Source organism: Variovorax sp. YR216 (assembly GCF_900107745.1).
Taxonomy (GTDB): Bacteria; Pseudomonadota; Gammaproteobacteria; order Burkholderiales; family Burkholderiaceae_C; genus Variovorax.
The window spans coordinates 619,327-633,282 of record NZ_FNRO01000003.1 but is presented as its reverse complement, the minus strand read 5'-3'; the positions used below and the strand labels follow the sequence as shown (position 1 = coordinate 633,282).

The window sequence follows — 13,956 nt, the reverse complement described above, 5'->3', positions numbered from 1 at the left end:
TTCGTCTCCTGTGCCGTTGCGACGAGGCGGAGTCTGCATTCGACAATGGCCTTTGCACATCCGCCGTTCGGGGGATGCATGCGCTCACTCGGCCCGGACGCAGGGCGTATGCCATGCGCCGCGGCGATCGCCTAGAAGCCGCGGAACTCGTGGTTGAGACCGATCGCGTAGCCCCAGACGCCCTGCGTCCCGCTGCGCGAGGCGCTGAGGTCGATGCTGACGGACGGGTTCACGCTGTAGCGCAGGCCGCCGCGCGAGGTCCATGTGCCGAGCGCACGGAAGCGCTCGAAGATCAGCGAGACGGTATCGTTCACCGCCCACTCGGCCTGCAAGCCGCCGCGGCCGGTGCGCTCGCCGGTGCCCGTGGCCCAATCCGCACCGAGGTTGGCGTGGATCCACAGGCTGTCGAGCGCACGCCAGCTCACGGGAATCACCAGTTGTCCACCCGTGCGGCCGCCACGTGTGACATCGAATGTCAGGCTCGCCGACACCGCCGCGGCGAGCCGTGCCTCGGGGTCCTGGCCGAAGAAGGTCCACTTGACCTGCGGCCCGAGGAAATAGGCATGCTCCCCCGGGACCGAATAGCGGTCGATGTTCAGGCCCAGTTCGACCGGGCCGACCCGGCAGGCAGGGCCCAGGTGATAGTCGGTGACCTTGTCCTCGCCGAAGCGGCCGGCCCAGACCTCGTACTGGCAGCGGCCCGGGTCCAGCGTGCCGGCGTCATCGATATCGAAATGCCCGCCCGCCTGAGAACCCGAGGCGAGCGAAAAAAGGAAGGCGGCGAGGATCCATCGAGACATGGCGGCGGATTCTATGGAGCGCCGATGAATGCATCGCAACAATGCCGCTCCGGCGGCCGCGGCTCAGATCTCGAACTGCGGCTGCAACTCCCGGATGCGTTTCATCGCGACGCCGGCCGCGGCGGTCCGGGTCTCGACACCGAGCTTCACGTACACCCGCTCGAGGTGCTTCTTGGCGGTGGCCGGGCTGCTGCCGAGGATCTCGCCGATGTCCTTGTTGGTCTTGCCCTTGACCACCCAGTACAGCACCTCGGCCTCGCGCAGCGTGAGCTTCAGGCTCAGGCTCATGGCCTCGATCACCGCCGTGTCCGACATCTCGCGCATGATGATGAGCCACTCGCCGCCACTGTCGTCCTGGCCGGTCTGCTGGTGCAGGCGCAGGTTGAGGCTGGCTGCACCCTGTTCGATCGACAACACCGGCGGCTCGAGCTGCCGCTCCACGGCATCGGGCAGATGACGCTGCAGCCATTCGATCACCGCGGGCGGCGTCACCGGCGCGCTGGTGCCGCAATAGCGCAGGAGCAGCTCGCGCGCGAGCACGGTCTGCCAGATCAGCTTGCCCTCGGGCATGCGCACCGTGAAGCTCGCATAGCCGAAGGCATCGAGCGCATTGCGCGCCTGTCCGGCCTGCCGCGCGTCCTGCCGCGCCCGCCGCGCACCCTGCAGATGCACGTTCATGCGCGCGAGCACTTCCTTGGGCTTGATCGGCTTGGTGACGTAGTCGACGCCACCGGCCTCCAGCGCGGCGACCAGGTGCTCGGTCTCGGTGAGCCCGGTCATGAAGACGATCGGTATGTGCGCGGTCGCCGCATCGGCCTTGAGCCTGCGCGCGACTTCGAAGCCGTCGATGCCCGGCATCATCGCGTCGAGCAGGACGATGTCGGGCTTGGCCTGCGCGGTCCGCTGCAAGGCCTGCTCGCCGCTGGTGGCGACGAGCACGGTGTAGCCGGATTCGTCGAGCGCATCGTGCAGCACCGCGAGGTTGTCGGGCACGTCGTCGACGATGAGCACGAGGTCGGTGTTGCCGCCGCTTTCCCGGAGCGATTGCACGAGTGGGGTGGACGGTGTCGAACTCATGCCGCACCTGCCGCCGCGTTCAACGCGCGGGTCATGGCTTCGAACTGGAACTGGCGGGCCAATCCGCGCTGCGTGGAAGTCCACTCCGCGCACTCGGGCTGGGCCGCATCGATGTCATCGAGCTGGTTCATGATTCCGCGAAAGTAGCCCAGGCCCACGGCCTCCTCGAGCGCGCGAAGGCGTTCCGGCGTGGGGACGACGGTGCGCAGCGCCTGCGGGGCGGGAGCCGGGGCCGCTGCCGCGTTGTCGGTCCATTGCAGGGCCAGCCGGCGCTCGAGCCAGTCGAGCAGTTCGCTGTGGCGCACCGGCTTGACGAAGAAGTCCTCGGGCGTGATGCCGACGTCGTTCTCCAGCCGCTTGTCGAAGGCATTGGCGGACACGATCGCCACTGCGGCGTCGGCGAGGCCGAGGGCACGAGAGCGACGGATGGTCTCCCATCCGTCGATGCCCGGCATCGCCAGGTCGACGAACATCGCATCGGGGCGCCAGCCGGCCGCGATCAGGTCGAGCGCATCGTGACCACTCGCCGCGGTGCGCAGTTCGAAGCCGAGCGGCGCGAGCACATGCACCAGCAGGTCGCGATCGGCCTCCTCGTTGTCGACCACCAGCAGGCGCCGGCGCTTGCCCTCGTAGCCCCGGCGCGCGCGTGGCGCCCGCACGCGGCGCGCACTGGCCACGGGCGCTTCGTGCACATGCGGCAGGAACAGGCGCACTCGGAACACCGAGCCTACGCCCGGGGTGCTCTGCACCGTCATCTCGCCGCCCATGAGGTCGATCAGCATCTTCGCGATCGTGAGGCCGAGCCCCGCACCCGACGCCGCGCCGGCGGCGGTCGATCCGCGTGCAAAGGGCTCGAAGATATGGCCCAGCTCCTCGGGCGACATGCCGGGGCCGGTGTCCTCGATCTCGATCGCGGCGAACTCGCGCGCATAGCGCACGCGCAGGGCGACCTCACCGGCCGCAGTGAACTTGATCGCATTGCCGAGCAGGTTGATCAGGATCTGGCGCACGCGCTTCTCGTCGGCGCGCACCACCTCCGGCAACGCGCCGGTCGGCTCGAACCGGAACGCCAGGCCCTTCTCGAGCGCCTGCAGCTCGAACATGTCCGCAAGCTCTCGCATGACTTCGGCGAACTGCATCGGCTTCGCACTGAGCGTGAGCTTGCCCGCCTCGATGTGCGCGATGTCCAGCGTGCCCTCGATCAGCGACAGCAGATGCTCGCCGCCGCGCTTGATGACCGCGACCGCCTGCCGGCGATGCGGCGGCACGGCGCTGTCCTCGCCCATCAGTTGCGCATAGCCGAGGATGCTGTTGAGCGGCGTGCGAAGCTCGTGGCTGATCGCGCTGATGTAGCGGCTCTTGGCCTGGTTGGCCTGATCGGCGATGCGCTTGGCTTCCTGCAGCGCGCGATCCGTCTCGCGGTGCAGCTCGATCTCGCGCATCAGCAAATGGGTCTGGCGGTTGGATTCTTCCTGCGCCACCTTGCGGCTCTGGTGCGCGAGCACCAGCCACCACGCGATGATGCCGGCGATCAGCAGCAGCGCCATGTACGCCTTGAGGAAGCCGGAGCGCAGCGCGGCGGGCTGCATGTCGAGCATCGCGCTCTCCGTCAGCGCGCCTTCGGCCAGCGCGCGCAGTTCCTGCTGGTAGAGCACACCGAACACCGCCGCGAGCAGCGGCGCAAGGATCAGCATCAGCAGCAGGAAGTGCCCGAGCCCCGTATCGAGATAGGGCCACACGCGGCGCGGCAGCAACCAGCGCAGCGCACCGGACCACTGCGCCGAAAGGCTCGCGTGCGGCTTGCACAGGTCGCCGCAGCGCGCATCGAGCGTGCAGCACAGCGAGCAGATCGGCCCCTGGTAGGCCGGGCAATGCGCCATGTCGGGCCCTTCGTATTCGCGCTCGCAGATGGCGCAGCGCTGCACGGCCAGCCGCTGGTAGCTGCCGGCATCGTTCTCGGCGCGCATCCAATGCACAGCGCCGACGGCGGGCCGCGCGATGTAGTACTTGCCGCGCGTGGCCCAGGCAATGACGGGCGAAGCCACGAAGGCGGTGCCCAGCGCAATCAATGCAGAGAACGCCTGCGCGAGCGGCCCGAAGACGCCGAGGTGCGCGGTGATCGACACCACGGACGCCAGCGCCATCGCGCCGACGCCGACCGGATTGATGTCCCACAGGTGTGCGCGCTTGAACTCGATGCCCGGTGGCGACAGCCCGAGCGGCTTGTTGATCACCAGGTCGGCCACCACCGCCATCATCCAGGCGATGGCGACGTTCGCGTAGAGACCGAGCACGTCGCCCAGCGCCTCGAACACGTTCATCTCCATCAGCATGAAGGCAATGAGCGCGTTGAACACCACCCACACCACGCGCCCAGGGTGGCTGTGCGTGACGCGCGAGAAGAAATTGCTCCATGCGAGCGAGCCCGCGTAGGCGTTGGTGACGTTGATCTTGAGCTGCGAGATCACCACGAACACCGCGGTCGCGATCACCGCCCAGCCATAGTTCGGGAAGACGTACTCGTAGGCGGCGAGGTACATCTGGTTCGGATCGATCGCGCGCTCGGGCGGCACCATGTGGCTGATCGCGAGATAGGCGAGCAGCGCGCCACCGAGCATCTTGAGCACGCCGAGCACCACCCAGCCCGGCCCGCCGGCCAGCACGCCCGCCCACCAGCGCCCGCGATTGGCCGGCGTGCAGGCCGGCATGAAGCGCAGGTAGTCGGCCTGTTCGCCCATCTGCGTGATGAGCGCAATGCCGACAGTGAGTGCAGCACCGAAGAGGTGCAGATCGAACCCGATCGAGGACGACTTCACGCCAACATAGTGCGCGATGCCCGAGAACGCACCAGGATCGCGCGCGAGCACATAGCCGAAGGGCACCACCAGCATCAGCAGCCAGATGGGTTGCGTCCAGACCTGAAGGCGGCTGATGGCGGAGATGCCGTGCGTCACCAGCGGGATGACGACCAGCGCGCACACGAGGTAGCCCCACACGGGCGGAATGCCGAGCGCCAGTTCCAGCGCATACGCCATCACAGCCGCTTCGAGCGCGAAGAAGATGAAAGTGAAGCAGGCGTAGATCAGCGAGGTCAGCGTGGAGCCGATGTAGCCGAAACCCGCGCCGCGCGTGAGCAGGTCCATGTCTACGCCGTAGCGCGCCGCATAGACGCTGATCGGCAGCCCTGCAAGGAAGATGATGAGCCCGGTGACGAGGATGGCCCAGAAGGCGTTGACGAAGCCGTACTGCACCAGCAGCGTGGCGCCGACCGCCTCGAGGATCAGGAAGGACGCCGCGCCGCCGAACGCGGTGCTCGCCACGCGCCATTCGGGCATGCGGCGAAAGCGCTGCGGGGTGAAGCGAAGCGCGTAGTCCTCGAGCGTTTCCCGGGCGACCCAGCTGTTGTAGTCGCGCCGGACCTTGACGATGCGCTGCGGCGCGTCATCGCTCGGGGCGGGGGGAACGGCGGTCGGGTGCACGGGGAAACGGTGCAACAGTCGTGCCACGGCACGACTGTTGCAAAGCGTCATGCCTGCCCATAATGGCCGCGCCGAAAAAGCGCCAAGGTCCACCCATGGAACTGACACCGAGAGAAAAAGACAAGCTCCTCATCTTCACCGCCGCGCTGCTGGCCGAACGGCGCCGCGCGCGCGGCCTCAAGCTCAACTACCCCGAAGCGGTCGCGATGATCTCCGCCGCGGTCATGGAGGGCGCGCGCGACGGCAAGAGCGTGGCCGCGCTCATGAGCGAAGGCCGCGCGGTGCTGACCCGCGCCGACGTCATGGACGGCGTGCCGGAAATGATCCCGGACATCCAGGTCGAAGCCACTTTCCCCGACGGGACCAAGCTGGTCACCGTGCACCAGCCGATCCTATGAACACCCCCAGGCTCGCGCACTTCGTGTCGCTCTCCACCCCCTTGCAGGGGGCAACACCTGCGGCCCGGCGAAGCCGGTTCCGCGGTATTTCTGGCCTCACGATCCACGGTTGTCTCCGTCATTTGCAAGGACTTTCCATGCGCCCTATTCGCTCTGCATCTGTCATCGCCCTCTTGTCTGCCCTGCCGCTGGCCGCCAGCGCGCACACGGGAGTCGACGGGGGAGTTCATCACGGCTTCGCCACCGGCTTTCTTCATCCGCTGACCGGCGCGGATCACCTCGCGGCGATGGTGGCCGTCGGCATCTGGAGCGCACTCACCGCGCGCCGCGCGTGGCCCGACCTCTTGTGGGCACCGCTGGGCTTTGCCGTCATGCTGCTGGCCGGCGCCGTGGCCGGACTGGCGGGCATCCAGCTGCCGGCCGTGGAGCCGATGATCGCCGCCTCGCTGCTCGTGCTCGGCCTGCTGGTGGCCACGCAGCGCCGCCTGCCAGCCCTCGCGGCTGCATCGCTGGTGGGCGTGTTCGCGGTTTTCCACGGCGTGGCGCATGGGCAGGAACTGGCCGGCGAGTCGGGCGCGGCCCTCACCCTGGCCGGCATGCTGGCCGCAACCGTGCTGCTGCATGTCGCCGGCATCGCCATCGGCTGGTCGCTGCGCCATGGCCATCGCTGGGCGCCGCGCGTGGCGGGCGCGGTCGTGGCCCTCTTCGGTGCCGCGCTGCTCGGCGGCCTGGCCTGAGGCGCAGCCGATGATTCCCGGCGAACTCATCACCGACGAGGGCGACCACGTCCTGAACCCCGGCCGCCGCACGATCACGCTGGTCGTGCAGAACACCGCGGACCGACCGATCCAGGTCGGCTCGCACTACCACTTCGCGGAAACCAACGGCGCACTGGGCTTCGACCGCGAGGCCGCGCGCGGCATGCGGCTGAACATCGCATCCGGCACCGCGGTGCGTTTCGAGCCGGGCCAGCAGCGCACGGTCGAACTGGTCGATTTCGCCGGCGACCGCGTGGTCTACGGATTCCGCGGCCTGGTGCAAGGAAAGCTCTGATGGCAACCATAGGACGCCGCGCCTACGCGGAAATCTTCGGACCCACCGTCGGCGACCGCGTGCGCCTCGCCGACACCGACCTCGTGATCGAAGTCGAGGAGGACTACACCCTGCATGCCGGCGGCTACGGCGAAGAGGTGAAGTTCGGCGGCGGCAAGACCATTCGCGACGGCATGGCGCAGGGCCAGCGCACGCGCGCCGAGGGCACGGTCGACACGGTGATGACGAATGCACTGATCCTCGATCACTGGGGCATCGTGAAGGCCGACATCGGCTTGAAGGACGGCCGCATCGTCGCGATCGGCAAGGCCGGCAATCCGGACGTGCAGCCCGGCGTGGACATCGTGATCGGCGCGGGCACCGAAGTCATCAGTTGCGAAGGCAACATCGTCACCGCAGGCGGCATCGACAGCCACATCCACTTCATCTGCCCGCAGCAGATCGAGGAAGCGCTGGCCTCGGGCGTGACCACCATGCTCGGCGGCGGCACCGGCCCTGCGACCGGCACTTTCGCGACCACCGCGACGCCGGGGCCGTGGCATATCGAGCGCATGCTGCAGGCAGCCGATGCCTTCCCGATGAACCTGGGCTTTCTCGGCAAGGGCAACGCGAGCCTGCCGGCTTCGCTGCACGAGCAGATCGATGCGGGCGTGATCGGCCTCAAGCTGCACGAGGACTGGGGCACTACGCCGGCCGCGATCAGCAACTGCCTGGACGTGGCCGACGCCACCGACACGCAGGTCGCGATCCACAGCGACACGCTCAATGAATCAGGCTTCGTGGAAAACACCATCGCGGCGGTGAAGGGCCGCGCGATCTGCGCCTTCCACACCGAGGGCGCGGGCGGCGGACATGCGCCGGACATCCTGCGCGTGGTGGGCGAGGCGAACTTCCTGCCCTCATCCACCAACCCGACGATGCCCTACACCGTGAACACGCTCGACGAGCACGTCGACATGCTCATGGTGTGCCACCACCTCGACGCGGGCATCGCCGAGGACCTCGCCTTCGCCGAAAGCCGCATCCGCAAGGAAACCATCGCGGCCGAGGACATCCTTCACGACATGGGCGCGATCAGCATGTTCAGCTCCGACAGCCAGGCCATGGGCCGCGTCGGCGAAGTCATCATCCGCTGCTGGCAGACCGCCCACAAGATGAAGGCGCAGCGCGGCAAGCTGCCGGAGGACGCCGAGCGCCACGACAACTTCCGCGCGAAGCGCTACGTGGCCAAGTACACGATCAACCCGGCGATCTCGCACGGCATCTCGCACGAAGTGGGCAGCATCGAAGTCGGCAAGTGGGCCGACCTCGTGGTGTGGAAGCCGGCCTTCTTCGGTGTGAAGCCGTTTGCGATCCTCAAGGGCGGCACGATCGCCATGGCGGCCATGGGCGATCCGAACGCATCGATCCCGACGCCGCAGCCAGTGCACTACCGGCCGATGTTCGGCTCGTTCGGCGGATCGGTCGCGAAGAGCTCGTTCACTTTCGTCTCGCAAGCCGGTCTTGCAGGGGGGATCGGCCAGCGCTATGGACTTGCGAAGCACCTGAGCGCGGTCAAGAACATCCGCGGCGTGCGCAAGCAGCACATGATTCACAACGCGTACACGCCGAAGATGGAGATCGATCCGCAGACCTACGCGGTGCGCGCGGACGGGCAGCTGCTGACTTGCGATCCGGCGGTGGCGCTGCCGATGACGCAGCGGTACTTTCTGTTCTGAATGTCAGGCGCTGCGCGTCCCAAGGCGGGTCCGGACCCACGCCGCAAGGGCGTCCTCATCCATCTGCCCGGCAGCGAGGCCGAGCATCGCGAAGACGCAGTCTTCATCGGACGCGTCGAGTTCGTATCCGTTGAGGTCAAGAAAAAGCTCCAGCGCAACGAAGGCCGTGCGCTTGTTGCCATCGACGAACGGATGGTTGCGCGCAATGCCAAACGCATAGCTCGCCGCGAGCGCCGCAGCGTCGGGCGAGTCATACAGCGCCCGGTGCTGGGGACGCGCCAAGGCGGAAGCCAGGAGGCCTTCGTCGCGCAAGCCGCCAGGGCCTCCATGCTCGGCCAACTGCTCGTCGTGCGCCGCCTGGATCGTGCGCACGCTGAGCCAGGTCCAGGATTCGTTGGCTGCCGTCACTTCGCGAGCTCGCGCAGCACGTTGCGTCGCTTCTTCATGATGCGCCGCGCCGCCTCCATCTGCCGCTCGAACTCATCGTCATACGGCGAGAGGGTCACTCCGCCGTTGCTGGCTTCGGTCAGGTAGACCGTGTCTCCCTTGCCGAGGTTCATTCGCGCCAGGACTTCCTTGGGCAGGATCACTCCGACCGAGTTGCCGATCTGGGTGAGTTTGAGAGCGGACATTGATGGCTCCGTAGGCTCGAAGTTATAACAAGCGTTATATTATCCTTCCGTCATCCAACGCCGCAAGCATCGATGCTCACAGCCAACAAACTCATGCCCCAGGGCGGCGGCCTCGCGCCGGTCCTGCTCAAGCGCGCCGCCACCGTCGAACTCGACTGGGACGTGCGCCAGAAAAGCCGCTTCGACATCACCGATTCGCAAGGCCGCCAGATCGGCGTCTTCCTGCCGCGCGGCACTGCGGTGCGCGGCGGCGACGTGCTGGTCGCGGAAGACGGCTCGCTCATCCGCGTGATCGCGGCGCCGCAGCCTGTCCTGGTCATCACGCACTGCACAGAACACGGCACCCCGTTCGACCTGACGCGCGCCGCCTATCACCTCGGCAACCGGCATGTGCCGATCGAGCTGAAGCCCGATCACCTGAAGATCGAGCCGGATCACGTGCTGGCGGGAATGCTGCGTTCGATGCATCTCATCGTGCGCGAAGGCGAAGAGGCCTTCGAGCCCGAAGGCGGCGCGTACGGTGCGCACGGTGCGGGCCACGGCCATTCGCACGGAACCGCGCCCGTGGGGCCGGTGCTGCATCCGGATGCCTATTCAGGCACGCATGGGCATCACGACCACGACCACGACCACGACCACCATGGCCACGATCACGGCCATTCGCACTGATGGACGACGCTCCGGCCGCCCTCCCCGCCGCAAGCCTCCTGCAGCTGATCTGGCTGGCGTCGCCGGCGCTTCCCGTCGGCGGGTTCTCCTATTCCGAGGGGCTTGAGGCGGGCATCGAATGGGCCGGTATCGACAGCGAAAAAAAGGCGGCCGACTGGCTGGCCGACCAGCTCCACCTGAGCCTTGCGCGAGCGGATCTCGCGATCGTGGCGCAGGCGATTCCGGCGTGGCGCCGCGGCGATTTGTCGCGCATCGGCGCGCTCAACGACTGGGTCTTCCACACGCGCGAGTCGTCCGAGTTCCTGCTGCAGACCGAGCAGATGGGCCGCTCCTTCGTCGAATGGCTCAAGCTGCACCACGACGATGCCGCGCAGGTCTTCGAAAAGCTGCCCGCCAGCTACCCCGTCGCCTTCGCATTTGCCGCAAGCCGCACCGACGCCAGCGCGCACGACGCCTGCCTCGCCTTCGCCTTCGGCTGGGCCGAGAACATGACCGCCGCAGCGGTCAAGGCGGTGCCGCTCGGCCAGAGCGCCGGGCAGCGCATGCTCGCGCGGCTCGCATCGGAAATCCCCACGGCCGTCGGGCATGCGCTCACACTGTCGGATGACGACCGGCAGGCCTTTTCGCCCATGTTGGCGGTGCTCTCGTCCCGGCACGAATCCCAATACTCGCGACTCTTCAGAAGCTAGCATGGAGCTCACCCCCGGACTCGGGCGCCTCACGCCATACGTCAATTTGCTGAGAAACTGATATGTCCTCCGCCCTTCACCACATTCCCCATCGCACCAAGAAGCTGCCGCCGCTGCGTGTCGGCATCGGGGGCCCGGTCGGATCGGGCAAGACGACGCTGCTCGAGATGCTCTGCAAGGCGATGCGCGACAAGTACGACCTCGTCGCCATCACCAACGACATCTACACCAAGGAAGACCAACGCTTGCTGACCGTCGCCGGGGCCTTGCCGGCCGAACGCATCATGGGCGTGGAGACCGGCGGCTGCCCGCACACCGCGATCCGCGAGGACGCATCGATCAATCTCGAGGCCATCGACCGGATGCTGGCGCAGTTTCCCGACGCCGACGTGGTGTTCGTCGAATCCGGCGGCGACAACCTCGCCGCGACCTTCAGCCCCGAACTGTCGGACCTCACGATCTACGTCATCGACGTCGCCGCCGGCGAGAAGATCCCGCGCAAGGGCGGACCCGGCATCACCAAGAGCGATCTCTTCGTGATCAACAAGACCGACCTCGCGCCCCACGTCGGTGCGGACCTCGGCGTGATGGAAGCCGACACGAAGCGCATGCGCAAGCAGCGCCCCTTCGTCATGACCAACCTCAAGACGCTGTCGGGGCTTGCCGATGTCGTCGCCTTCATCGAGGACCGCGGGATGCTCACCGCGCACTGAAACATGTTTGCCGGACGGACCGTGAAATGGTCCGCAACTTGCTGAGGGGTCATAGGACAAAGGACCTATGTTCGGCGTTGCAGTTACGCCAGACACTCTTTGAAACGAGTCAGCAGTTGAGATCCATCATGGCTTCCGAAGCAATCTTCCTCCCCGCGGCCGCCAGCGTTCAGTTCGCCATCTACCCGGATGGCTACGACGGTGCCCGCATCATTGCGCGGATCGACGAGGAGGCGCTCCACAAACGCTTCCACGCACCGGAAGGCCCGGAAGACCTCGTGCAGGCCTACGCGCAGAACTCGGACTCGATCGATGCGCTCGCGATGGAACGCTACCGCGCCAATCCGAACGAGGCGATCTGCCTGCACAGCGCCGATTTCTGACGCCGCACCGCACCATTCAGGAGAGCGCGCACCATCGCTTGACCTTGTAGTCACTTCAGGGTTTCCAATGGGTGCATGGCAAGAAGCTCCCTAGAAACACCGGTCGGCGGCGTGCACGTCGCACGCGGCGCACACGGCGCACATGACCACTGCTGCGCCGCCGATCACGCCCACGAAGCCGCCGCACCGATCGGGCCCGTCGCGGACAACACCTTTCGCATTCCCACCATGGACTGCAGCGCGGAGGAATCCGACATCCGCAGGGCAGTCGAGCCGATCGCCGGCATCCGCGGGCTGCACTTCCAACTCGGCCAGCGCACGCTGAGGATCGATGGCACTCCGGGCGCCGTGGCGCTGGCGCTCGATGCGATCCGCAAGGCCGGCTACGCGCCCTCGCCGCTGGCCCTGTCGTCGACGCACGGCGACGGCGAGCACGTCGATGAGCATCAGCAGGACCAGCCCAGCGGCTACCTGCGCTTCGCCGCCGCACTCGCGCTGGCATTGACGTCCGAAGGCATCGCCTATTTCGCGCCCGACACCATCGCCTGGAAAGGCTTCGGCATGGCGATCGCCGCCATCGCGATCGGACTCGCCGGCCTCGAAACCTATGCCAAGGGCCTGAGCGCGCTGCGGCAGGGCCGGCTCAACATCAACGCGCTGATGTCGGTGGCGGTGACTGGCGCATTCGTCATCGGCCAATGGCCCGAAGCGGCGATGGTGATGGCGCTGTACGCGATCGCCGAGCTGATCGAAGCGCGCTCGGTGGACCGGGCGCGCAATGCGATCAAGGCGCTGGTCGATCTCGCGCCGAGCGATGCCGAGGTGCAACAGCCGGATGGCACATGGCTGCGCATGCCGGCCCAGGCCATCGCGATCGGCGCCGTCGCGCGCGTGAAGCCCGGCGAGCGGCTGGCGCTCGACGGCATCGTCGTGCGAGGCAACAGCAGCATCAACCAGTCGCCCGTCACTGGCGAGAGCATCCCGGTCGACAAGGAGCCCGGCGATCCCGTCTTCGCAGGCACCATCAACGAGCATGGCGAGATCGAGTTCCGCGTGACGGCCGCCGCCAGCAACACCACGCTCGCACGCATCATCCACGCCGTCGAGGAGGCGCAGGGCTCGCGCGCGCCGACGCAGCGCTTCGTGGACCGCTTCGCGGCCGTCTACACGCCGGTGGTCTTCGCGCTGGCCGTGGCGGTGGCGGTGCTGCCGCCGCTGTTCCTCGGCTGGGCCTGGCTGGCGTCGATCTACAAGGCGCTGGTGCTGCTGGTGATCGCCTGCCCCTGCGCACTGGTGATCTCGACGCCGGTGACGATCGTGAGCGGCCTCGCGGCAGCCGCGCGACGGGGCATCCTGATCAAGGGCGGCACGTACCTCGAAGATGCGCGGCTGCTCAAGGCAGTCGCGCTGGACAAGACCGGCACCATCACCGAAGGCGCGCCGAAGCTCGTGGCCTTCAGCGCGTGGGGCAGCATGCAGGCAGACGAAGCCGCCGTATCGCAGCTCGCCAAGTCGTTGGCAGCGAGGTCGGATCATCCGGTCTCGAAGGCCATCGCCGAGGGGCTGGAAGTCGGAGCTGTCGAAGTCGACGGTTTCACCGCGCTGCCCGGCCGCGGGGTCGCCGGCACGGTGGGCGCAGAGGCGCTGGTTCTCGGCAACCACCGGCTCATGAGGGAGCGCGGCCAATCGGATGCGAGGCTCGAAGCGGAACTCGCCACGCACGAAGCGCTGGGGCGCACCGTGACGATTCTGGCGAACGAACGCAGCGTGCTCGGCGTCTTCGCGGTCGCCGACACGCTCCGTTCGGATGCGGCGAGCGCCCTCGCGCAGCTCCGTGCGCTGGGCGTCGCCCCGGTCATGCTGTCCGGCGACAACGAAGCCACCGCGCAGGCCGTCGCGCGCGACGCGGGCATCACCGATGCGAGGGGCGGACTGCTGCCGCAGGACAAGCTCGGCGCGATCCGCGAGATGCGCGAGCGCTACGGGCCGGTCGCGATGGCCGGCGACGGCATCAACGACGCGCCCGCGCTGGCGCAGGCTGACATCGGATTCGCCATGGGCGCAGCCGGCACCGACACCGCCATGGAAGCGGCCGACGTGGTGATCATGAACGACCGGCTCGGCCGCATCGCCGAGACGATCCGCCTGTCGCGCCGCACGCACGCGGTGCTCTGGCAGAACATCAGCCTCGCGCTCGCGATCAAGGCGGTGTTCTTCGTGCTGGCGGTGTTCGGGAGCGCGACGATGTGGATGGCCGTGTTCGCGGACATGGGCGCGAGCCTGCTGGTCGTCGGCAACGGCCTGCGACTGCTGCGCGGCGTGCCGCGCTGAAAAAGAAAACGGCC

Annotated in this window: 14 protein-coding genes; 9 read left to right on the top strand and 5 right to left on the bottom strand. The window is 67.5% G+C overall.

The window, feature by feature from the left end; translation table 11 throughout:
• Positions 1-131: 131 nt before the first annotated feature.
• The 3 genes from BLW05_RS12945 to BLW05_RS12935 all read right to left on the bottom strand — a co-directional run bounded on the left by BLW05_RS12945 (position 132) and on the right by BLW05_RS12935 (position 5,371).
• Complete coding sequence (locus BLW05_RS12945) at positions 132-800, bottom strand: hypothetical protein (RefSeq protein WP_256330257.1); 669 nt, start codon at positions 798-800, stop codon at positions 132-134.
• A gap of 63 nt (positions 801-863) precedes the next feature.
• Entirely contained in the window at positions 864-1,877 is a 1,014-nt protein-coding gene (locus tag BLW05_RS12940) for a response regulator transcription factor (RefSeq protein WP_093163005.1), read from the bottom strand.
• Complete coding sequence (locus BLW05_RS12935; protein WP_256330273.1) at positions 1,874-5,371, bottom strand: hybrid sensor histidine kinase/response regulator; 3,498 nt, start codon at positions 5,369-5,371, stop codon at positions 1,874-1,876. The genes BLW05_RS12940 and BLW05_RS12935 overlap by 4 nt, the downstream gene beginning before the upstream one ends.
• An 80-nt stretch (positions 5,372-5,451) precedes the next feature.
• Here BLW05_RS12935 and BLW05_RS12930 point away from each other — a divergent pair, with 80 nt between their 5' ends.
• The 4 genes from BLW05_RS12930 to ureC all read left to right on the top strand — a co-directional run bounded on the left by BLW05_RS12930 (position 5,452) and on the right by ureC (position 8,525).
• Positions 5,452-5,754 (top strand): urease subunit gamma, encoded by a 303-nt coding sequence (locus BLW05_RS12930; protein WP_093163002.1) that lies wholly within the window; start codon positions 5,452-5,454, stop codon positions 5,752-5,754.
• 137 nt (positions 5,755-5,891) lie between these two features.
• Entirely contained in the window at positions 5,892-6,491 is a 600-nt protein-coding gene (locus BLW05_RS12925) for a HupE/UreJ family protein (RefSeq protein WP_093163000.1), read from the top strand.
• A gap of 10 nt (positions 6,492-6,501) precedes the next feature.
• Complete coding sequence (locus BLW05_RS12920) at positions 6,502-6,807, top strand: urease subunit beta (RefSeq protein WP_088958853.1); 306 nt, start codon at positions 6,502-6,504, stop codon at positions 6,805-6,807.
• Positions 6,807-8,525 (top strand): urease subunit alpha, encoded by a 1,719-nt coding sequence (gene ureC, locus BLW05_RS12915; protein WP_093162999.1) that lies wholly within the window; start codon positions 6,807-6,809, stop codon positions 8,523-8,525. Before BLW05_RS12920 ends, ureC begins: the two co-directional genes overlap by 1 nt.
• 3 nt (positions 8,526-8,528) lie before the next feature.
• Here ureC and BLW05_RS12910 read toward each other — a convergent pair whose 3' ends face one another.
• Together BLW05_RS12910 and BLW05_RS12905 are read right to left on the bottom strand one after the other, a co-directional pair.
• Positions 8,529-8,933: a type II toxin-antitoxin system death-on-curing family toxin gene (locus BLW05_RS12910; protein ID WP_093162997.1), complete on the bottom strand. Its 405-nt coding sequence runs from the start codon at positions 8,931-8,933 to the stop codon at positions 8,529-8,531.
• Complete coding sequence (locus BLW05_RS12905) at positions 8,930-9,157, bottom strand: AbrB/MazE/SpoVT family DNA-binding domain-containing protein (RefSeq protein WP_093162996.1); 228 nt, start codon at positions 9,155-9,157, stop codon at positions 8,930-8,932. Before BLW05_RS12905 ends, BLW05_RS12910 begins: the two co-directional genes overlap by 4 nt.
• 72 nt (positions 9,158-9,229) lie before the next feature.
• On the opposite strand from BLW05_RS12905, the gene ureE reads away from it, so the two are divergent.
• The 5 genes from ureE (at position 9,230) to BLW05_RS12880 (ending at position 13,942) form a co-directional block, all read left to right on the top strand.
• A complete protein-coding gene (gene ureE / locus BLW05_RS12900) occupies positions 9,230-9,826 on the top strand; it encodes an urease accessory protein UreE (RefSeq protein ID WP_093162994.1) in 597 nt (198 codons plus the stop codon).
• Positions 9,826-10,515 carry an urease accessory protein UreF gene (locus BLW05_RS12895; RefSeq protein ID WP_093162993.1) on the top strand — a complete coding sequence of 230 codons (690 nt, stop codon included), beginning with the start codon at positions 9,826-9,828 and terminating at the stop codon, positions 10,513-10,515. The genes ureE and BLW05_RS12895 overlap by 1 nt, the downstream gene beginning before the upstream one ends.
• A gap of 62 nt (positions 10,516-10,577) precedes the next feature.
• On the top strand, positions 10,578-11,228 hold the full coding sequence (gene ureG / locus BLW05_RS12890; protein WP_093162991.1) for an urease accessory protein UreG: 651 nt from the start codon (positions 10,578-10,580) through the stop codon (positions 11,226-11,228).
• A gap of 128 nt (positions 11,229-11,356) precedes the next feature.
• Entirely contained in the window at positions 11,357-11,611 is a 255-nt protein-coding gene (locus tag BLW05_RS12885; protein WP_093162990.1) for a DUF1488 family protein, read from the top strand.
• 75 nt (positions 11,612-11,686) lie between these two features.
• The gene (locus BLW05_RS12880) at positions 11,687-13,942 is read left to right on the top strand and encodes a heavy metal translocating P-type ATPase (protein WP_143044825.1); all 2,256 of its coding nucleotides are present in this window, start codon (positions 11,687-11,689) and stop codon (positions 13,940-13,942) included.
• Positions 13,943-13,956 lie beyond the last annotated feature (14 nt).

What these genes read in the sequence shown, in the direction of transcription:
- ureG (WP_093162991.1), top strand. Translation starts at nt 10,578, where the DNA reads ATGTCCTCCGCCCTTCACCACATTCCCCATCGCACCAAGAAGCTGCCG.
- BLW05_RS12905 (WP_093162996.1), bottom strand. Translation starts at nt 9,157, where the DNA reads ATGTCCGCTCTCAAACTCACCCAGATCGGCAACTCGGTCGGAGTGATC.
- BLW05_RS12945 (WP_256330257.1), bottom strand. Translation starts at nt 800, where the DNA reads ATGTCTCGATGGATCCTCGCCGCCTTCCTTTTTTCGCTCGCCTCGGGT.
- BLW05_RS12885 (WP_093162990.1), top strand. Translation starts at nt 11,357, where the DNA reads ATGGCTTCCGAAGCAATCTTCCTCCCCGCGGCCGCCAGCGTTCAGTTC.
- BLW05_RS12920 (WP_088958853.1), top strand. Translation starts at nt 6,502, where the DNA reads ATGATTCCCGGCGAACTCATCACCGACGAGGGCGACCACGTCCTGAAC.
- BLW05_RS12940 (WP_093163005.1), bottom strand. Translation starts at nt 1,877, where the DNA reads ATGAGTTCGACACCGTCCACCCCACTCGTGCAATCGCTCCGGGAAAGC.
- BLW05_RS12930 (WP_093163002.1), top strand. Translation starts at nt 5,452, where the DNA reads ATGGAACTGACACCGAGAGAAAAAGACAAGCTCCTCATCTTCACCGCC.
- ureE (WP_093162994.1), top strand. Translation starts at nt 9,230, where the DNA reads ATGCTCACAGCCAACAAACTCATGCCCCAGGGCGGCGGCCTCGCGCCG.
- BLW05_RS12925 (WP_093163000.1), top strand. Translation starts at nt 5,892, where the DNA reads ATGCGCCCTATTCGCTCTGCATCTGTCATCGCCCTCTTGTCTGCCCTG.
- BLW05_RS12895 (WP_093162993.1), top strand. Translation starts at nt 9,826, where the DNA reads ATGGACGACGCTCCGGCCGCCCTCCCCGCCGCAAGCCTCCTGCAGCTG.
- BLW05_RS12880 (WP_143044825.1), top strand. Translation starts at nt 11,687, where the DNA reads ATGGCAAGAAGCTCCCTAGAAACACCGGTCGGCGGCGTGCACGTCGCA.
- ureC (WP_093162999.1), top strand. Translation starts at nt 6,807, where the DNA reads ATGGCAACCATAGGACGCCGCGCCTACGCGGAAATCTTCGGACCCACC.